Here is a 19,201-nt window from a genome sequence, read left to right as displayed (position 1 = left end):
GCCGCCTCACCGCGCCTTTGGCCTCATCAACGCAGCTCCATAGATCAGACTGAAGCCGCCAAATGCCGCCACCCATGCGGTGCCGGCCATGTCGATCGCCATGTCGAAGGGGACGAAGGCAGCCAGGATCCTCAATGATCCCGCGAGGAGGACGCTCACGAAGATGAACGAGGCGCCTTTCCCGGCCTTCAGCGACCGCCCGGTATGCCCGAGCGTCGCGCGGGTCATTACGGCAAGCGTCATCGCGCCGACCGCGCCAGTTCCGAGCGCGTGTAGCCCTGCAGCAGCCGGCACGATGGCAGGATAGAAGATCGACGCCGAAACCAAGGCAAGACCGACAGGCACAAAGGCATATGCAAGATGGAGGATGAGCACCAGCGGATCCCGCAGCGTACGTTCGCCAGCCCAGCGCGACAGACGCCATGCCTGGCAGATTGCGGCGACAGCCATGAGCATTCCTGAGGCGCTGTTGCCGGGGGCGAACGTCCATGCTCCCAGCGCAATGGCTGAGATCGCTACCGATGCGATGTCAAAACGGTCGAACGGTGCAGGCAGCCTGCCAGGATTTTCGCGGGCGAGCCAGTTGCGGGTGAAGTTCGGAATGATGCGCCCCCCGATCAGCGAGATGAGCATGATCGCCGCAGCCATGCCGAGCCTGCGGCTGATATCGGACGTTCCTTCAAGGTGCGCCTCGATGTGGAACGCACCGTTGGCGCAAGCCAGGACGACAAGCGGCAGCAGCACCTTGAGATTGCGCCAGTTCCGTCCCGCGACGATTTCGCGTGCCGCCGCGGCACTGACCGCAAGCAGAAAAGAACCATCGATCAACGCGGCTGCTTGCCAGCCAATATCGGCCGAGAAGAAGACAGCGGCACGACCGGCGAGCCACAGGACAACCAGCGCCAGCAGCGGCAGGCCTTGCACCGGCAGCCGGCCGGTCCAGTTCGGGATGGCGGTCAGCAAGAACCCGGTAACGATCGCCGGCAGATAGCCGAACAACATTTCATGGATGTGCCAGTCGACCGGGACAAACGCACTGTGGGCATCGAGTTCGCCGGCATAGATCGGCAGCCAAAGCAGAACGGACAGTGCAGCATACAGCGACCCAAGCAAAAAGAAGGGCCTGAACCCATAGGAAAGAAGTGCAGGCCCGGCGTAGGCCCGCAGGCGTTGAATTCCCATGATTTGTGTCTCCAAATGAACAGGGCCGGATGAACCGCCGCCCTCGGTCCGTCCGGCCCGTGCCCGCCCTTTATGCGGCAGGCATGCCTGTATCGATTGCTCTCAGTTGGCGGGAACCTGGGTGAACAGGTCGGCGAACACCGTTTTTGCCTTCCCGGGGTGCTTGACCGCCTTGGCGGTATCGAGATTGACCGGCTTGCCGACAATGATCAGCGCGACCATGCCCATGCCGTAATGGGGCGCGCATTTGACGCCGTAGACACCCTCCTTTGTCACCGTGACGGTAATTTCCTCGCTGGGCTTGCCCTTGAAAGGCTCAGCGCCATCCGGAAGCATGCCCTTGATCGACTCGGCGTCGTGTGTCTTGTCGGTCGGCACGAACTTGACGGTGTCACCGGGCGCCGCCTTGACGAAGGCTGGCTGGAAAACCATGGCGCCTTTTTCGCCCTTGTTGAGCATTTGCACCACGTGCTCTTCCGCGCTTGCACTGCCGGCGAGCGCGAGGATGGAAATTGCGGCGGCGAGGATGGAGAGTTTCATCGGTTTGTCCTTTGTTTCGTCTTCGCGGCGTTGCGCCGTTCCATGCCATTTAGCTTGATGCGGCCCGAGACAATTTGCGCTGGCGCAAACTCGGGATAAGAAAGGTTTGCTGCACGATTGATGCGGCCCGTAGGACCTTGAGGAAATCCGTTTGGTTGCGCTGGACAGATCGCTGATATCGCAGCTGCCGCTCTTCCAGGGGACGGAGCCCCAGGAGCAAAGCGAGATTCTCAAAGGCGCTCGATCGTCACGCTACGCCAAGGACTCCGCGATCTTCGAGCAGGAAACTGAGGCCCATTCGTTTTTCGTGCTGATCTCTGGCCACATGCGGGTCGTCCGCACCACTCCGGATGGGCAGCAGATCATCGCCAGATACATCAGCGAAGGTGAAATTTTTGGTGTCGCCGCGGCGCTTGGCCGGACGACCTATCCCGCCAGCGCTATCGCGGCGGTCGACTGCGTGGTGCTGGCTTGGCCCAACGCCCTTTGGCCGGAGCTGGCGCGCCGGTTTCCCGCGTTTGGGGCAGCCACCTACAGGACGGTTGGAAGCAGGCTGCAGGAGACGCAGACGCGGGTGGTGGAGATGTCCACCGAGCAGGTGGAGCAGCGCGTTGCGCATGCGCTTCTGCGACTGGCTAACCAGACCGGACGAAAGACCGACATCGGCATTGAAATCGACTTCCCGATTTCGAGGCAGGACATTGCCGAGATGACGGGAACGACGCTGCACACCGTCAGCCGGCTCCTCAGCAAATGGGAAGAGAACGGAATAATTGTCAGCGGGCGCCAGAGAGTCACGGTCAAAGATGCGCATCGCCTTGTGGTTCTGGCCGAGAACCGGGTAAAGGACTGACCGTCATCGTTCTCCTCGAATGGCCAATTCGAGTTCGACCAGAAAGTCGCCCTCATCGACTTGATGTTCCCGGCATGCCTCAGTCACCGTATGGAAAGTGCCTATCGGACAGCCGACGCAGAGCATCTTGCGTCTCAACACCACAGCGACCGTTGCCGGCCATTTCCTCATGATTTCGTCGACGACCATATCGGGGTTGATCGAACTGCGCTGTTTCATGATGACGTCTCCGCGATTTGCGAAGCCCTCTTCATAAATCCGGCTCGGACTGCCTTCGTTGCGCTTACGCAACTTCACAGCAAATGCGCTGAACCACTCTCTGAGCAGGACTGTTTTGCGCGAGGAACAAGTGTTCAGAGATCAACGCCGGACAACCGGATCAGATGGCAGTACCAACCGCAGCGCCAATGCCGGCGGTTAGTGCCATCGCCAGTGCCCCCCAGAATGTGACGCGAACAGTTGCCCTTGGCACATTGGCGCCGCCAGCCTTGGCGCCAATGGCGCCCAGCACGGCCAGGAACAGGAGTGAGGCGACAGATACTGTTGCGGCAAGCCATGCGGCTGGTGAAACGAGTACCATCGCCAATGGCATGGCCGCGCCAACCGAAAATGCCGCCGCCGAAGCCAGCGCCGCCTGAATTGGTCGCGCTGTCGTCACTTCCGAAATGCCGAGTTCGTCGCGCGCGTGGGCGCCAAGCGCATCCTTCGCCATCAACTGGGTGGCGACCTGCAATGCGAGCGTTTGCTCCACACCACGCTTGACATAGATGTCTGCGAGTTCCTGTCGCTCGAAGTCTGGCTGCGTCGCCAACTCGCCTCGCTCACGGTCGAGGTCGGCTCGCTCAGTATCGGACTGCGAACTGACCGAAACATATTCGCCGGCCGCCATCGACATCGCACCGGCGACCAACCCGGCAACGCCGGCCACCAGAACATTGGAGGCCGCGGCATTGGCCGCCGCCACGCCAACGATCAGGCTGGCGGTCGAGACGATGCCGTCATTGGCGCCAAGCACGGCGGCGCGCAGCCAACCGATGCGCGATACAAGATGGTTTTCACTGTGCAGGCGGCTCATGACATCACGGCGCGCGCCGTCCGGCGGGTCGCAGCATCCTCACCAGCACATCCGATTTCACATAGAAATGTTGCCACAGCGCCGCTACGGCATGGAGGCCGACGACAATGATGATCACCGGCTTGGCGAGTTCGTGTATCTCACCCATCGCTCGAAAGCTGAAGAACCATGCCAGCGCCCCAGTGATCGGCATCCCGAAAATGAAAAGATACAGCAGGAAATGGGCGGCCGCGGCAATCCGTTTCAGCCAGACGCTTTCTTCGGGCGGCGCCGCCGGTACACCATGCCGCAGACGGACCGCAAACCGCCAGATGGCCAGCACCAGAACGGCCAAACCGACATAGACATGAATGTTCGCGTTGAAGATGTCGTCAGCTGCCGGCTCGGTGCCACGCGAGAATGCCCGGTAAGCCGGATTGATGTCCTCGCCAATTAAAAGCTGAAGGACGATCAGCACTGCGATAGTCCAATGCAGCACTATCTGGGTTCCGGAGTATCCGGTCGGCTCGTTGGCAACAGTCACAGGCAGTACCTCGCTTGAGAGAACCTTCCTACCACGCTGCTTATGCGACAATCTTGATCTAGGACAAGTCAATTTGCCGTCCCCTTGCGCTTTCACGGGCCCCTCGCAGGTCGACTTCGGCTGACAGCCAGTTGTCAGCTTGGTCGTGGGATATTGCATCCGAACCGGGCCAGACGGATCGCCGTGCGAGATTCAACGTGGAAACAAAATTCCGATGAAACAGATTGCCTTTTCACTTTTCGTGATCGCCGCCTCTGGCGCTTATGTCTGGGATCAGGCCGGCAAGAAACCGGCGAACGATATGCTTGGCGAAGCGCTGCCGGCCAACACAGCCGAAGCGCCTTCCGTGCAGCCAACAGAGCCGGCATCCGCTGCTGCTTCGCCGGTGCTTCGGACCTTGCCGGCGCCCTCACCCCAGTTCAGAACAAGGTCCCCGGTCGCCAGGGAAACGACGGCTGGCATAGCAGCTCCCGCCGAACGGTCAAATGATCCAGTCAAGCAGACAGTGGTTCCAGTGGCACCACAACCGTTACCAATGCCGCCGGCGCAGCCAGTGACGCCGGCTGTCACAGATACTGCGTCGTCAGCGCCTTCATTCGCCGTAACGCCCGCCGTCTACATACCAGTCCCGCAGCCGAGGCCGGCATATCCGGAAGCACCAGCACGTGTCGTCCGGGTGGGCATGAAGCTCGCCGCACAGGGCTATGCCGATGGCGTCTACACCGGCCCCACGGCCGATGCCTACTACGGCATCATCCAGATTCAGGCCCTCGTACAAGGCGGGCAGCTTACAGCGCTGAAAGTGCTGAAATATCCATCCGACCGCCGCACCTCCGTCAGCATCAACAGGCAGGCGCTGCCCATGCTGCGCGACGAAGCGATCAGCGCACAGAGCGCCAATGTCGACATTATTTCGGGAGCGACGCTGACCAGCAGGGCTTTCATCCAGTCGCTTCGCGGCGCGCTGAAGAAAGCGTCGTCGTAGGTCCATGCGCGAAACGCGAATTTTGATGGGCATGCCCATCACGGTCGATGTCGGCGGCGCGTCGAACGGGGAGCTGATCGACACGGTCTTCGGCTATTTCGAGCATATCGACCTGCGCTTCAGCACATACCGGGCCGACAGCGAGATCACAGCCATCAACCGCGGCGATATTCCCGTCGTCGAGTGGTGCGGCGAGATGACCGAAGTGTTTGCTCTCGCACGGCAGACGAAAGACGAGACGGACGGCTACTTCGACATTCGCAAGCCCGACGGTTCGCTCGATCCTTCCGGCATCGTCAAGGGCTGGGCCATCCGCAACGCGGCAGCCATCGTTCAGCGAGCCGGCATCAGCGATTTCTTCATCGAAGCGGGAGGTGACGTCCAGTCCAGCGGCAAGAATGCCTCGGGCCATGACTGGAGCGTCGGCATCCGAAATCCCTTCAACGCGGATGAGATCGTAAAGATCGTCTATCCCCGCGGTCGCGGTGTCGCAACCTCCGGCACCTATGTCCGCGGTCAACACATCTACAACCCTCATGGGATTGGCAGTCCGATCCAGGACATCGTCAGCCTGACCATCATCGGCGCCGATGTGCTCGAAGCCGATCGTTTCGCCACCGCTGCCTTCGCCATGGGACGGGACGGCATCCTCTTCATCGAGCAGACGCCCGGCCTGGAGGGCTATGTCATAGACACCAATGGCCGCGCCACGCCGACAACCGGGTTCGGAGCCCTTTGCCTGCCATGATCAAGACCATCGACCGATTTCTCGATCACCTGACCATGTACAGGCTGGTCCTCTACTATCTGATGGCACTGGTCGGCGCGGCGTTCGTGCTCGGCTTCGTCAAGCTGGTGCCACATGATCCGATTGCGCTTGCCTTCACCACGGCGCTTGCGCTGGCCGCCTGCTGGACCACCAACAAGGTCTTTGCGCATGTCTTCGCAGTCCCGGCCAACAACGAGTCCGTCTATATCACCGCACTCATCCTGGCACTCATCCTCGATCCGGTAGCAGTCACTGACATAAAGGGGATTGCGGCGGTGGCGTTCGCGGCCGTCTGGGCGATTTCATCGAAATTCATTCTCGCCATCGGCCGGAAGCACCTTTTCAACCCGGCTGCGCTGGGCGTGGCGCTGTCCGCGCTGCTGCTCGACCAGCCAGCCACATGGTGGGTGGGCGGCAATCTGCCGTTGCTTCCGATCGTGCTCGTCGGCGGCATGCTCATCGTCCGGAAACTGCGCCGGCTTGACCTTGTCTCGACCTTCGTTTTTGTGGCGTTGGCGACCATTCTGGCAACCACGGACCCAGCGCAGTACTGGACCGCGCTCGCAGAGACACTGGGTTCATCGCCGCTGCTGTTCTTTGCCTTCGTGATGCTGACCGAGCCGCTGACGGCACCGACGATGCGTTGGCCGCGTATCGCCTTTGCCGCCATCGTCGGCTTTCTGTTTGCTCCCAACATCCATATCGGCTCGTTCTATTTCACACCGGAAGTAGCCCTGCTGGCTGGCAACCTGTTTGCCTACGCGGCAGGCCCGAAGGGACGCTTCGTGCTGACTTTGGAACGCATCGAGCAATCGGCCGTCGACAGCTATGACTTCATCTTCCGGTCGCCGCGCAAGCTCGCCTTTGAGGCCGGCCAGTATCTCGAATGGACGCTTGGCCTCGATCGTGCCGACAAACGCGGCAACCGCCGCTATTTCACGGTCGCCTCGGCACCTACGGAGGAAACGGTCCGCCTCGGCGTCAAGTTCTATCCGCGATCCAGTGCCTTCAAGCGCGAATTGATGACCATGAAACCGGGCAGCACGATCCACGCCGCGCAACTGGCCGGCAACTTCACACTGCCCGCCCGTCGTGAAACCAAGATCGCTTTCCTGGCCGGAGGCATCGGGATCACGCCGTTCCGCTCGATGCTGCAATATCTGCTCGACCGCAAGGAGCGGCGACCGATCGTCATCCTCTACGGAACAGAGGGACAGCAGGACATCGCATATCGCGACGTGCTTGGCGCGGCCAGGCAGGAACTTGGTATCAAGACGGTCCACGCTGTGGCGCGCGGGGGCGAGCGCGGGCAGTATCCCGGATATATCGACGAGCGCCTGATACGTCTGGCCATACCCGACTACCTCGAGCGCACCTTCTACATTTCCGGCCCGCAGGCCATGGTCAAGGTGCTGCGCCAGAAGCTGCTGGCGCTGGGCGTGCGTCGCTCGAAGATAAAGGTCGATTATTTCCCAGGTTTCGCCTGAAACACGCTCAACTGTGTCGCGGCAAGGAAATGGTCACAACCAGACCCGGATCGGCGTTGGCCATGGCAAGGCGTCCGCCATAGGCTTCGACAATGTGGGAAACGATGGCCAGGCCAAGGCCGTTGCTGCCGGCCCTGCTGTCGAGCTGGACGCCACGTGACAGAGCGGTCTCCCGATCGGCATCCGGAATGCCTGGGCCATCATCGGCGACAGTGACGATTACCTCGTCAGCGGTGGAGGATGCATCGACACGGACTGACGACTTTGCGTAGCGCGCGGCGTTTTCGACCAGATTGCCGAGGATTTCCGACAGGTCGCCTTCGTCGATTGGTGCCGTTAATTCTACCGCGACGTCCATCTTGAATGAAAGCTTCCTGCCGCTTGGCGTGCGTTTGACGACGGCAATGACGCCGGCCGCGACGTCCGACACAAGGCACGATGCCTTGCCAGAGACGCCTGGCGCGAGTCGGGCGCGAGCGAGCTCCCGCTCGACATGGCGCCGGATCGCTCCAGCGCTCTTCTCGATCTCGTCGGCCAGTTCCGTCTCGCCTTTCTTGCGTAACGCGCGAATGTCGGCCGACAGCACTTGCAGCGGCGTCTTGAGGCCGTGTGCCAGATCGGTGGCACGCGAGCGGGCCCGCGCGAGAGCCTTCTCCTGGGCATCGAGAAGACGGTTGATTTCGTCAGCGAGCGGCTGCACTTCGCTTGGTGCCACCACATCGAGCCGTGCTGTTCGCTGTGCTATCACGCTTCCAACGGCAGCACGTAAGGTTTCCAGGGGTGCAAGGCCGATGGTGATCTGGATGAAAAACGCGGCCATGAGGACTGCAGCGAGCATCAAGAGAGCCGGAGCAAGATCGCGGACATATTCGCTTACCGACACCTCAACGGTTCGATGATCTTCCGCCACGATAGCGCGAAAGGACCGGCCGCCGGCATCGATGATCGTGCGCTCGACCGCAATAGTGAGTTCTCCGCCCGGGCCCGTGAACTCCTCGACCGTTCGCAACCCACCACTTGCGCTCCGGGCAGGCAGGAGCAGCTTGGCGTCCCACAATGATCGCGAACGCTCGAGGCTGCCGGTGGCGACGTCCTCCACCTGCCAGTAGTAACCGGACAGCGGATTGGCAAACCGAGGATCGGTCAGCACCGGGGTTACGACAAGGTGGCCGTCACTTGTGAAGGTCGTTGCGCCGATCAACTCGTTGAGGTCGACCGTCAGTTCGCCCACCACGCGCCGCTCGACGTGCAGTTCGAACAGATAGCGCAATCCGGCGCCGGCGACAGCGAGTGCGACGAGAATCGAGATGGTTGCCGCCAACCACAGCCTGAAGCGGATCGAGTTGCCCATCAGGCGGCATCGTCGGGCATCAGATACCCAAACCCGCGTCGTGTTTCGATGACGTCGCTGCCGAGCTTGCGTCGCAGCCGCGCGACAATGACCTCGATCGCGTTCGGATCGCGGTCATTGCCTGAATCGTAAAGATGCTCAGCCAGTTCGGTCGGCGCCACCACCCGCCCTGCATGATGCATCAGAAACGCCAGGAGCCGGTACTCCAGCGGCGAAAGAGAAACGGGAATACCGCGCAGCGAAATGCGCATCTGGCGCGTATCCAGAAGCAGCGGGCCGGACCTCAAAACGGGTGCCGCCTGCCCTGCCGAGCGACGCAGGATCGCCCGCAACCGGGCGAGCAGTTCTTCCATTTCGAAAGGCTTGGGAAGATAGTCGTCAGCACCCGAGTTGATGCCCTCCACGCGCTCCGTCCACATCCCCCTTGCGGTCAGGATGAGAACCGGAAACCGGCGGGCGTTGGCTCGCCAACGTTTCAAGATCGTGAGGCCATCGAGCTTGGGCAATCCGAGATCCAGAATCGCGGCATCATAATTCTCGACATCGCCCGCGAACCAGGCAGCTTCACCATCCTTTACGACATCGACCGCCATTCCGGACGCCTTGAGGGCGGTCGCGATATCGGCAGCGATACGGGGCTCGTCCTCGGCCAGGAGGATCTTCATCGATCTCCCTCCCCATCGCGCATAATGACACCCGCACCGGCGTCGACGTCGACGGTCTTTCGCCGACCATCGGCACCGACGACCTGCAACCGATAGACCCATCTGTTGGCTTTGCGGATGAGATCGACCGCAACAACATCGCCAGGCGCTTTGGCGCGGACAACGTCCAGTATGTCGGCAAGGCCCTTGATCTCGCCGTGCTCGTACAAATCCCGCGCCCGGTCATGGTCACCGTCATCGTCCTCATCGGCACGGACAGCGACAGGCATGGCCAGGACAAGTCCAGCGAGACCCAGCACCGCCAAACGCTTCAACTGGCTTTTCATCGGCAAGGCATGTCGCACGTTCAAGCTTTCAATTTGCTGTCAGTCATCCTCAGCCCGCAGCAAGCAAAGGGTCCATATCAAGGCATTATCGCGTCCAATCATGGCCGCGCCGAGAAGGATACCAAACCATGCGCAATTCCATGCTCATCCTTGCAGCACTTGCAGGCTTCACGATCTTTGCACTACCGGCGGCCGCTGAATCGGACGAAGGATCATGCGGGGCGTCATCGTCTGTGGCCCCAGCCGGCCCGATCGACCTGCAGGCTATCCCGATGCAGGACGCCGCCACCCCGAAAGCCATCAAGGGTGATGACGGTGCGTGCGACGACCGGCAGGGCGATGAGGCCGACGAAAACGACTAGATCTCTCGTTCGCGGTGCGTGGCCCGCCACAGCACATAGCACGCGCCAATGTCGTGGGCCAAGGCTCGCTGCAAGGCCGGCAATTATCCAAGATCCCCTGCCAATCTCCGGAGAGTTTTCGTGGTCCCCATTCAACACATCCACCCCGTTCTTGTTCATTTTCCTATTGTTCTGATCTACACGCTCGCGGCTATCGACCTTGTGGCGTTGGCTGGTGGCAGCGCCGTCACCAGGAAATCGGGCGCCGGCACCATCTCTACGTTTGTGGCCCTGGCTGCCGGAGTGTTCGCCATTGGGACCTGGTTCTTCGGCGGTCTTGCCCTGGATCACGCCGAAGCGGCCGGCTTCAGCAGCGATATCGCAGAAATCCACGAAAGCCTGGGGGGTATCACCGCCTTTGCCTTCCTGATTTGGGGACTTGTGCGGCTCGCGCTTTGGATACGGAATCGCGAGTTTCGGGCTGTAACGATCGCCATCCCTTTGATCGAAATCGGCGGAGCGGTGCTGGTCACGGCGACGGCCTACTATGGTGGACTGCTTGTCTACGAACTTGGCGTGAATGTCGCCAAGGCCGCGATCGCTGGTTGACGGGAATGCCGACCTTCCTTTGGACCATTTGCCTTGAGAGCAAAATGATCCAGATCAAGGCCCTTCCTGCATGTGTCTTTTAAGAAGTCGGAGAATTGGAAACTCCGGAGAGCGACATGCAAGCCGAAGCCATAATGAGCAAGTCGGTCATCGCAATAGATCCGTCCGCATCGATCGCCGAGGCGGCCGGATTGATGCTCACCAACAAGATCAGCGGCCTTCCCGTCATTCGCAGCGACGGTTCTCTTATGGGGATCGTCAGCGAAGGTGATTTTCTTCGCCGCAGGGAACTGGGCACGCAGCGCAAGCGCCCACGCTGGCTGGAGTTTCTGGTTGGCCCGGGAAGCCTTGCCCAGGAGTATGTCCTCGCCAATGGACGGTTGGTCGAGGAGGTGATGAGCGACAGCGTCCTGACCGCGCCTCCCACCGCGTCGATCGAGCAGATCGTCGAACTGATGATCAAGCACCGCGTCAAACGCATCCCGATCGTCGAGCATGGAATGGTCGTTGGCATGATTGCCCGCTCCGATCTGCTCCGCGCGCTGTTGCGCGTTTCGACAAGCGCGGCGTCAAACGCCGCCAGCGACAACGAGATCCGGCAGAGAATTGTCGCGGAGTTCTCGGCACAGAAATGGGCCAATGCCGATTTGATCGGCGTCGTCGTGGAAAATGGCGCGGTCGAACTGAGTGGCGCCATATTCGACGAACGCCAGCGCCAGGCGGCCATTGTCGCCGCGGAAAACGTCGCCGGCGTCAAGATGGTGAAGGACAATCTCTTCTGCGCCGGGCCGATGTCCGTGCTGCTGGTTTCCTGAGCTGGGGAACCGTGCGTCGCGGACGCACCGCGCGATCGGTGTAAACCAGGCTGGCGGCCGAGCCACTGGCTGCGACCGATTAGTGTCGCGCTGAGCGGCGACTTTTACAATCACCAGGCTACTCACCGTTGCTTTCTTGCCAGACGTCCTTGGCCTTGAGTCCGTCGGCCACATCCTTGGGCATATAGCGCTCGTCATGCTTCGCCAGAACGCTGTCTGCGACGAATACGCCATCCGGATTGAAGGAGCCCTCGGTGATGACGCCCTGCTCCTCACGGAACAGATCAGGAAGGATACCGATATAGGTGACCTTGACCGATTTTTGCGTGTCGGTGACCGAGAAGGCGACGGTTGCGCCCTGCCCGCGGGTGATACTACCTTTCTCGACCAAACCGCCCAGCCTGATGCGCTGGCCGGGCTGCACACTGGCAGTGGTCAGCTCGGCTGGCATGTAGAAATAGGAGGCTTTCTGGCCGAGCGCATAAAAGGTCAACCCGGTGGCCGCGCCGAGGAAGGCCAGCCCTCCGATGATCACAGACAGTCGCTTCTGCTTGCGGGTCACGGCAGGTTACTCCGGCGCCGCCACGCCAAACGCAGCGGCGTCGGCGTTAAATCCATTGGTTTTGTCATCATTCACAGCAGTGCTGCAATTGAGCGGTGACGTCCGTCGAGCGGCCGCGTCCTGTGTAGGAGCCGCTATCGCTCGCCAGATACGTGTTGCAACCGGGCAATCAGGTCACGGTTGTGGCAATAGTCCGGTGGCTCGCTCGCATGCTCGTGTTCATCGAGCCAGGTCATACATTCGTCCTGATGGCCGCAGGCACGGCAGCGGTTCACCGCCCGATTGGTGACTGCGGCATGGTCTGCCACGACCTTCAAATGTCTGTCGACGCCGACCGTCCGCATCATGCGAGCCATCAGAGCCGTTCTGGCATCGACCGAAATCAGGTAATCGAGAAAGGTCATATTGATCACTCCTGCCTACTCGCCATTATTGCCATGTTGGCGGCAGGTGGCGTTGATCTCGATCAAGAGGCGGCATCCTTGCCAACCTCAGAGCCTTCGAAAGGGAGCATGCCGCGCTCGACAGAAGCGACAAGGCGGTCGAGGAAGGGCTGCTGACCGGCAAGCAGTTTTGTCCGGCCCAGATCTAGATCCAGCCATTCACCGCGATCCACCTCGGGAAACGACTGCACGCGGCCGCTGCGTCGTGGCCATTCCATCTCAAACATGTTGCTGCGCAACGTCGCGGTGTCGAAATCGCGTTCAAGCGCGAAAGCAGTGATGAGTTTGCTCTTTCGCTGGCGCTGCTCACCCAGATTGAGCAAGGCCCCTTGGCCTCCCAACCTGTCTCTTCCCTGAATTCACGGCGCGCGGCGGCTTCTGGCAACTCGCCTTCGTCGTACTCGCCCTTGGCGATGGACCAGGCGCCATGATCGCGGCTTTGCCAGAAGGGGCCGCCTGGATGGACAAGCAGCACCTGCAGCCCCTTGTTCGATCTACGATAAGGCAGAATGCCCGCGCTTCTTTTCATCATCGCTTCAAGGCTCCCGACATGGCCTATGATCTCCGATAGGCCAAACGAGGCTTGGGCTCTCCATTGATCAGCTGACCCGAACTCCACCGGTGCGACTGGCGGCTCTCCCGTCCAAAGAACCAACGCTTGGTCGCCTCCGAGGCCAGGAGATAGAGCGCGGTGATAGCAACAAGCCCGGCAAGCACGGGCAGCGGCAAAGGCACGAAGCCGAACCAGGCAGCAAACGGCAGATAGGGGATCATGATCGCGACAACCCCGACAGCCAACGTAAGCCAGGCGAGCAACGGGCTCGGACGGCTTGTCCAGAAAGCTCTGTGTGTGCGCACAATGAGCACGATCGCAAGCTCTGTCAGCAACGATTCGACAAACCAGCCGGTCTGGAAGGCAGCCGCCGTGGCGTGCGCGACAAACAGCAGGAACGCGAACGTGGCGAAATCGAACAGCGAGCTGACCAGGCCAAAGCTGATCATGAACCGCCGCACAAAACGGATGTCCCAGTGGCGCGGCCGGCGCAGCTGGTCTGAATCCACATTGTCGCTTGCGATGGCGAGAGAAGGAACGTCGGAAAGGAAATTGTTGAGCAGGATCTGCGTTGCCAGAAGCGGCAAGAAAGGCAGGAAAAGCGAGGCAATAGCCATGCTGATCATATTGCCGAAATTGGCGCTGGTGGTGATCGAAATATACTTCATCGTGTTGGCAAATGTCTTGCGGCCATCGTCGACGCCGCGCACGAGCACGCCCAAATCCTGCTTGAGAAGGATGATATCGGCGGCCTCGCGCGCGACATCGACAGCGCTGTCGACTGAGATACCAATATCGGCCTCATGGAGGGCGGGCGCATCATTGATGCCGTCGCCAAGGTAACCAACCACATGGCCCCTGCTTCGCAATGCCTGAACGATGCGCTCCTTCTGGTTGGGATCGATCTCGACGAAGAGGTCGGTGTGCTGCACGCCCGCAAAGAGCGCGCTCTTCGTCAATTTCGACAGCTCCTCGCCGGTCATGATCCTGTCGGCTCGCAGGCCGACCGCCTGGGCAAGATGCGCGGCAACGTAGCGGTTGTCGCCCGAAATGACCTTTACCGCGATGCCGCGACGGGCGAGCTCTGCAAGTGTCTCCTTGACGCCTTTCTTAGGCGGGTCGAGGAAAAGCAGGAAGCCCGCGAAGGCGAGATCGATTTCGTCTTTCCTGCTGAACGTTTTCCGGCTCTCAAATCGTCGGATCGCAACACCCAGCACGCGGTAGCCGTCCGCGCTCCAGCGCCGGAATTTGTCGTCGATCGCCGCACGGTGCGTTGCATCAAGGGGTTCCAACCCCTTGGCTGTGTGGACGAACGCGCAGATTTCGAGGACATTCTGTACGGCGCCTTTGGTGATCAGAAGGTCATCGGTGCTCCGCACAATGACGGATAGACGCTTGCGGATGAAATCGTAGGGGATCTCATCGACCTTCGTGAAGGCAGGCAATGACCCTCCCTCGCCCGGCGCACCGGCGATCGCCTCGTCCAGCGGGTTCTTCAATCCGGTCTGCAGCGTCGCGTTGAGACGTGCCCACAGCAGGATGCCGGCTGACGCATTGCCGTCGACATCGAGCCAACCGTCGAGATGGATGACGCCTTCCGTCAGTGTGCCGGTCTTGTCGGTGCATAGAAGGTCCATGCTGCCCAGATTTTCGATGGCGTCGAGACGGCGCACGATGACGCCATTGGCCGCCATCGCGCGAGCCCCTCTGGCCAACGTCACACTGATGATGGCCGGAAGCAGTTCCGGCGTGAGGCCAACCGCCAGTGCCAGCGAAAACAGTAGCGATTCAATCAACGGTCGGTGCAGCATCAGGTTGGCGAAGAACACCAGGATGACGATCGCCAGCAGGATCTCGGTCATCAGATAGCCGAACTGTCTGATCCCCCGGGCAAAGCCCGTTTCCGGGATTTTTCGCTCCAGGGCTGCGGCGATCGATGCGAATTCGGTGCGGGCGCCTGTCGCCGCCGCAAGCACGGTTGCAGTACCGCTGCGCACCGATGTGCCGGTGAAGACCACATTGCTGCGCTGCGAAAGCGAAGCCTCTGGCGCCGACTGCCCCGGTGCCTTCACCACGGGAAAGGTTTCGCCGGTCAGCACGGCCTCGCTGATATTGAAATCGCGTGCGTCCAGAATGATACCGTCAGCAGGGATGAGATTTCCTGCTGAAAGCCGGATGACGTCGCCCGGCACGATGTCTTCGGCAGCAACCGAGCATTCGACGCCGTCACGCAGCACAATGGCCTTGCGCGAAATGCGCTTTTTCAGCGCTTCTGTCGCACGCGACGCGCCATATTCCTGGGTGAAGCTCAGGACGCAGCTTGCCAGCACAATTGCGCCGATGATCGCGGCCTCCTGACCCTCACCGACAAAGGCCGACACACCGGCTGCGAAAATGAGGATCAGGACCAGCGGGCTCCGGAACTGGCGGGCAAACACTGCCAAGGCCGACGCGCTCGACGTCGACGCCGGTGTGTTTCGACCGAATTTTACGAGCCGCGATGCGGCCTCGGAGGCGGCAAGCCCGGATGGCGACGTCTCGAGGCTCCGCAGGAGGTCATCGGTCTCGATCGACCAATAAGCGGCGCCGTCCGGCGGCACGGATTGCTGGTCAGCTTCGCCTGTCATCAATACGACATGAAGCGGCTGATGCCGCTCTCTTCGATGAGCGTGCGGGTGACGCCGCCAAACGCCCATTCCCGCAAGCGGCTGTGGCCGTAGGCGCCCGAAACGATCAGGTCCGCGTGAATCGAGCGTGCGAAAGTCAGCAGCCGGGCGCCATCAGCCTCGCCGGCGATCAACTCGGTTCGCGCCTTGATGCCATGGTGCCCAAGAAAGGCGGCGACATCGTCGAGGCTGTTACGAATGCTCTCGTCACGACTGTTGTCAATTGTGGCGACGACAACCTCGTTCGCCTTGGCCAGGAACGGCAGTGCATCGGCTATCGCCCGCCGTGCCTCCCTGGTGTCCTTCCAGGCAACCAGCACGGTTTTCGCGCGGATATGCTCGATATTGCTGGCAGTGACCAATACTGGCCGCCCCGTCCCGAGTGCAAGGCTGCCGATATCCACGGCGCGAAATACATTGTCTCCATCAACGCCGCCGGTTACGATGAGATCGGCCGCGACCGCTTTTGCACTGAGAAGGCGGGTCGGACTGCAGACCGCTTGCTCCCATTCGCTTGTGATCGAAGCTGGGACAAGCGTCTCGAACACGTCACGCAATTCAGCGAGCCGCTTTTCGATTTCCGTTCGCTGGATCTGCATGACCTCGCCCTCGTAGACCATGCCGTCGCCTGTCGCGACCAGAGGCGGGACATCCGCCGCCGCCAAGCCGATCAGATGGGCCCCAAATCGTTCGGCGAGCTCTATCCCCACCCGAACAACGGGTGCTGGGTTCGCATCAATGGCAAGGTTCATGATAATTGACTTGTAGGACATTGCGGGTGCCTTTCGCTGGAGCGGCGCTATGCGTGATGAGTCGCATTCGTCAGCGTCCGGTGCCTTGACGCGCGTCAAAGACCCCGCCAATTGCGCCTACCAACGGAATCTCTTGCGGAACCGCCGTCGCGATCTGTTTTGCCTGTGCGACGAGAAGTGATAGGTAGCCCCGGTAGCACCGTCTCGAACCCAGGAATTTCAGGTGATCAAAGACGAAGCGCTCAGTTTGTCGCCCGGTGGGACGACACTGAAAGCCCTCTTGTCGCGGATGTTCGATCAGGCTCCGGGCTTCATCGCGCTCATGCGCGAGCCGGGTCACGTTTTCGAATTAACCAATGCCGCCTATCAGCGATTGATCGGCAACAGGCAGGTGATTGGAAAGTCAGTCCGGGACGCCTTTCCCGAACTCGAAGGACATGAGTTTTTCGAACATCTGGACCAGGTCTACACGACCGGCAAACCCTTCAGGGGCGCCGGGGTTAAGGTTGGCCTTCGCAACCAAGCCGACGGGCCGCTCGAAGAGCGCATCCTTGATTTCGTCTATCAGCCCATCAAGTCCGACGATGGCCGTATCACCGCGATCTTCATCGAAGGCACGGATGTCAGCGAACTCTCCTTTGCAAACGCAGCTCTTCGGCTGCGTGAGGACCATTTACGATCGATCCTGGCAACAGTGCCGGATGCAATGGTCGTCATCGATGAGCAAGGCGGGATCCAATCCTTCAGCACAGCCGCCGAAACATTGTTTGGCTATCAGTCAGGTGAGGTCATTGGCCAAAACGTGAAAATGCTGATGCCTGCGCCCTACCGCGATGAGCATGATGGCTATCTTCTTCGCTACCTGACGACGGGCGAGCGCCGGATCATCGGGCTCGGGCGCACCGTTACCGGGGCACGCAAGGATGGCACGACCTTCCCGATGGAGCTTTCCGTCGGCGAGATGCATCCGGGAACCGGACGCTTCTTTACCGGCTTTTGCCGCGATCTGACCGAACGCCATCGGGCAGAAGCTAGAATTCAGGAGCAGCAGCAGGAGCTTCTCCATATGGCGCGGTTTACAGCACTTGGCGAAATGGCCTCGACCCTTGCTCACGAGATCAATCAGCCGCTGACGGCCATCACCAACTATTTGAAGGGCAGTCGTCGGCTGCTCGAGAAAAGCACCGAAGAGAATGCGCCCATCCTGCGGGATGCCGTGGAAAAGGCCGCTGAGCAGGCGCTGCGGGCTGGAAACGTCATTCGCCATCTAAGAGACTTCGTTGCAAGAGGCGAAAGCGAGCGTCAGGTCGAACGGCTGCCGGCGCTCATCGAAGAGGCCTCGTCGCTGGCCCTGGTCGGGGCAAGGGAGATAAATGTCCTTGTCAGCTACAAGCTCGATCCTGCTGCCGAACTGGTGTTAACCGATCGCATCCAGATCCAGCAGGTTCTGCTGAACCTAATGCGCAATGCTGTCGAAGCCATGCAAGACGCGCCGCGACGCGAACTGCTGGTCACGACTATTGCGCGCGCCGACGGGATGGCGGAGGTGAGCGTCATCGACACCGGGGCCGGTCTCGCGCCGGAGATTTCCGCCCAACTGTTCCAGCCATTCGTCACCACCAAGAAGCAAGGCATGGGCGTCGGCCTCTCCATTTGCCGCACGATCGTAGAATCGCACGGTGGTCATATCTGGGCCGAGGCAATGCCGACCGGCGGAACCGCTTTCCGCTTCACCTTGCGCATCGTTGAGAAGGAAGAGGTCTCCAATGGCCGATAGTGATTTGGTCCACGTGGTCGACGACGACGTCGATGTTCGCAAGTCGCTCGGTTTTCTTCTGGCCACAGCGGACTTCGCCGTGCGCCTGCACGAATCGGCCACAGCGTTTCTGTCGACGGCGACGGGCAGTCTCGACGGCTGCATTGTCACCGACGTAAGAATGCCAGGGATAGACGGCATCGAGTTCCTGCGCCAACTCAGAGCCCGCGGGCATACCATTCCGGTCATTGTGATGACGGGTCATGCCGATGTGGCGCTGGCCGTGCAAGCGATGAAGGAAGGCGCTTCCGATTTTATCGAAAAGCCGTTCGACGACGAAATGCTGATCGAAGCGATCCGCTCCGCGCTGGCCAACCGCAACCAGGTCAATGCAGCGCATCCGCAGTCCGCGGAAATCCGCGGGCGTCTGACGACCTTGTCAGAACGCGAGCGGCAGGTGCTGGACGGGCTTGTCTCGGGTCTGCCGAACAAGACGATCGCCTATGACCTCGGCATCAGCCCGCGCACCGTTGAGATCCATCGGGCCAACGTTATGAGCAAGATGGGCGCAGGCAGTCTGTCACATCTTGTGCGCATGGCGTTGATCGTGGAATCCAGACCCTAGGGAGAACCTTCTAAAGGATTGCCAGTTCTGGCCTGAACCTTCTCAGACCTCCACTCGCGCCAGTGCGTCGGCCGGATGTCAACACGGGCGCCGGTGGTGGCGTTCTTCCAGCCTTCTCGACTCCTTACGCACGAAAATACCAGTGCATGCGTCCCCTCTTCGTCGAAGACGGCGAGTTCGAGGTCGCGACCATACGGTGCGCTTAGGATTGGGTTCCACATCGTCATAGCTTTGACGGAAACAGCGCGGCGCGCTTTGACTTGGATCATTTTCAAGAATTGCTGAACTTTTCTCCGCAAGACGGCACCCTGCCTTGATCGTGA

Annotated in this window: 21 protein-coding genes and 1 pseudogene; 9 read left to right on the top strand and 13 right to left on the bottom strand. The window is 60.6% G+C overall.

What is annotated here, in order from left to right; all coding sequences use genetic code 11:
• Window positions 1-6: 6 nt before the first annotated feature.
• Complete coding sequence (locus NKJ77_RS08515; protein WP_352534886.1) at window positions 7-1,182, bottom strand: NnrS family protein; 1,176 nt, start codon at window positions 1,180-1,182, stop codon at window positions 7-9.
• Window positions 1,183-1,284: 102 nt separating this feature from the next.
• Window positions 1,285-1,722, bottom strand: a complete 438-nt coding sequence (locus NKJ77_RS08510) for a pseudoazurin (protein ID WP_352534884.1) — start codon at window positions 1,720-1,722, stop codon at window positions 1,285-1,287.
• Window positions 1,723-1,873: 151 nt separating this feature from the next.
• Here NKJ77_RS08510 and NKJ77_RS08505 point away from each other — a divergent pair, with 151 nt between their 5' ends.
• On the top strand, window positions 1,874-2,575 hold the full coding sequence (locus NKJ77_RS08505; protein ID WP_352534882.1) for a Crp/Fnr family transcriptional regulator: 702 nt from the start codon (window positions 1,874-1,876) through the stop codon (window positions 2,573-2,575).
• A gap of 3 nt (window positions 2,576-2,578) precedes the next feature.
• On the opposite strand, the gene NKJ77_RS08500 is transcribed toward NKJ77_RS08505, so the two are convergent.
• From NKJ77_RS08500 to NKJ77_RS08490, 3 genes are all read right to left on the bottom strand, one after another.
• Complete coding sequence (locus NKJ77_RS08500) at window positions 2,579-2,794, bottom strand: DUF1858 domain-containing protein (RefSeq protein WP_352534880.1); 216 nt, start codon at window positions 2,792-2,794, stop codon at window positions 2,579-2,581.
• A 160-nt stretch (window positions 2,795-2,954) separates the two neighbouring features.
• Complete coding sequence (locus tag NKJ77_RS08495) at window positions 2,955-3,650, bottom strand: VIT1/CCC1 transporter family protein (protein WP_352534878.1); 696 nt, start codon at window positions 3,648-3,650, stop codon at window positions 2,955-2,957.
• A 4-nt stretch (window positions 3,651-3,654) separates the two neighbouring features.
• Window positions 3,655-4,173: a cytochrome b gene (locus NKJ77_RS08490; RefSeq protein ID WP_352534876.1), complete on the bottom strand. Its 519-nt coding sequence runs from the start codon at window positions 4,171-4,173 to the stop codon at window positions 3,655-3,657.
• Between the two features lie 682 nt (window positions 4,174-4,855).
• Here NKJ77_RS08490 and NKJ77_RS08485 point away from each other — a divergent pair.
• From NKJ77_RS08485 to NKJ77_RS08475, 3 genes are read left to right on the top strand one after another with little or no spacing between them, the layout of a single operon-like run.
• Window positions 4,856-5,158, top strand: coding sequence for an FMN-binding protein (locus NKJ77_RS08485; protein WP_352534874.1), 303 nt, complete (start codon window positions 4,856-4,858; stop codon window positions 5,156-5,158).
• A 25-nt stretch (window positions 5,159-5,183) separates the two neighbouring features.
• Window positions 5,184-5,906 (top strand): FAD:protein FMN transferase, encoded by a 723-nt coding sequence (locus NKJ77_RS08480; protein WP_352534872.1) that lies wholly within the window; start codon window positions 5,184-5,186, stop codon window positions 5,904-5,906.
• The gene (locus tag NKJ77_RS08475; RefSeq protein ID WP_352534870.1) at window positions 5,903-7,414 is read left to right on the top strand and encodes a hypothetical protein; all 1,512 of its coding nucleotides are present in this window, start codon (window positions 5,903-5,905) and stop codon (window positions 7,412-7,414) included. The genes NKJ77_RS08480 and NKJ77_RS08475 overlap by 4 nt, the downstream gene beginning before the upstream one ends.
• Window positions 7,415-7,421: 7 nt before the next feature.
• On the opposite strand, the gene NKJ77_RS08470 is transcribed toward NKJ77_RS08475, so the two are convergent.
• The 3 genes from NKJ77_RS08470 to NKJ77_RS08460 are packed head-to-tail and all read right to left on the bottom strand — an operon-like array spanning window position 7,422 to window position 9,744.
• Complete coding sequence (locus NKJ77_RS08470) at window positions 7,422-8,765, bottom strand: ATP-binding protein (RefSeq protein ID WP_352534868.1); 1,344 nt, start codon at window positions 8,763-8,765, stop codon at window positions 7,422-7,424.
• Window positions 8,765-9,430: a response regulator transcription factor gene (locus tag NKJ77_RS08465; RefSeq protein ID WP_352534866.1), complete on the bottom strand. Its 666-nt coding sequence runs from the start codon at window positions 9,428-9,430 to the stop codon at window positions 8,765-8,767. The genes NKJ77_RS08470 and NKJ77_RS08465 overlap by 1 nt, the downstream gene beginning before the upstream one ends.
• A complete protein-coding gene (locus tag NKJ77_RS08460) occupies window positions 9,427-9,744 on the bottom strand; it encodes a PepSY domain-containing protein (RefSeq protein ID WP_352534864.1) in 318 nt (105 codons plus the stop codon). Before NKJ77_RS08460 ends, NKJ77_RS08465 begins: the two co-directional genes overlap by 4 nt.
• Before the next feature lie 140 nt (window positions 9,745-9,884).
• On the opposite strand from NKJ77_RS08460, the gene NKJ77_RS08455 reads away from it, so the two are divergent.
• The 3 genes from NKJ77_RS08455 to NKJ77_RS08445 all read left to right on the top strand — a co-directional run bounded on the left by NKJ77_RS08455 (window position 9,885) and on the right by NKJ77_RS08445 (window position 11,521).
• Window positions 9,885-10,118, top strand: a complete 234-nt coding sequence (locus tag NKJ77_RS08455) for a hypothetical protein (protein ID WP_352534862.1) — start codon at window positions 9,885-9,887, stop codon at window positions 10,116-10,118.
• A gap of 120 nt (window positions 10,119-10,238) precedes the next feature.
• Window positions 10,239-10,706: a DUF2231 domain-containing protein gene (locus NKJ77_RS08450; protein WP_352534860.1), complete on the top strand. Its 468-nt coding sequence runs from the start codon at window positions 10,239-10,241 to the stop codon at window positions 10,704-10,706.
• A gap of 116 nt (window positions 10,707-10,822) precedes the next feature.
• Window positions 10,823-11,521: a CBS domain-containing protein gene (locus tag NKJ77_RS08445; RefSeq protein WP_352534858.1), complete on the top strand. Its 699-nt coding sequence runs from the start codon at window positions 10,823-10,825 to the stop codon at window positions 11,519-11,521.
• A gap of 118 nt (window positions 11,522-11,639) precedes the next feature.
• Here NKJ77_RS08445 and ccmE read toward each other — a convergent pair whose 3' ends face one another.
• From ccmE to NKJ77_RS08420, 5 genes and pseudogenes are all read right to left on the bottom strand, one after another.
• On the bottom strand, window positions 11,640-12,083 hold the full coding sequence (ccmE, locus tag NKJ77_RS08440) for a cytochrome c maturation protein CcmE (protein ID WP_352534856.1): 444 nt from the start codon (window positions 12,081-12,083) through the stop codon (window positions 11,640-11,642).
• 134 nt (window positions 12,084-12,217) lie between these two features.
• Window positions 12,218-12,487 carry a DUF6455 family protein gene (locus tag NKJ77_RS08435; protein ID WP_352534854.1) on the bottom strand — a complete coding sequence of 90 codons (270 nt, stop codon included), beginning with the start codon at window positions 12,485-12,487 and terminating at the stop codon, window positions 12,218-12,220.
• A gap of 62 nt (window positions 12,488-12,549) precedes the next feature.
• Window positions 12,550-13,058: pseudogene (locus tag NKJ77_RS08430) on the bottom strand (NUDIX hydrolase).
• Between the two features lie 23 nt (window positions 13,059-13,081).
• Window positions 13,082-15,706, bottom strand: coding sequence for a magnesium-translocating P-type ATPase (mgtA, locus tag NKJ77_RS08425; protein ID WP_352534852.1), 2,625 nt, complete (start codon window positions 15,704-15,706; stop codon window positions 13,082-13,084).
• Entirely contained in the window at window positions 15,706-16,518 is an 813-nt protein-coding gene (locus NKJ77_RS08420; RefSeq protein ID WP_352534850.1) for a putative universal stress family protein, read from the bottom strand. Before NKJ77_RS08420 ends, mgtA begins: the two co-directional genes overlap by 1 nt.
• 202 nt (window positions 16,519-16,720) lie before the next feature.
• Between NKJ77_RS08420 and NKJ77_RS08415 the strand changes: the two genes are divergently transcribed.
• Both NKJ77_RS08415 and fixJ read left to right on the top strand, forming a co-directional pair.
• On the top strand, window positions 16,721-18,274 hold the full coding sequence (locus tag NKJ77_RS08415) for a PAS domain S-box protein (protein ID WP_352534848.1): 1,554 nt from the start codon (window positions 16,721-16,723) through the stop codon (window positions 18,272-18,274).
• Entirely contained in the window at window positions 18,264-18,878 is a 615-nt protein-coding gene (fixJ, locus tag NKJ77_RS08410) for a response regulator FixJ (RefSeq protein ID WP_352534846.1), read from the top strand. The genes NKJ77_RS08415 and fixJ overlap by 11 nt, the downstream gene beginning before the upstream one ends.
• The last annotated feature ends 323 nt before the right edge of the window (window positions 18,879-19,201 follow it).

Origin of the sequence: Mesorhizobium sp. M0052, assembly GCF_040323255.1 — a bacterium.
GTDB lineage: Bacteria > Pseudomonadota > Alphaproteobacteria > Rhizobiales > Rhizobiaceae > Mesorhizobium.
This window is presented reverse-complemented; position numbering and strand designations above follow the sequence as displayed.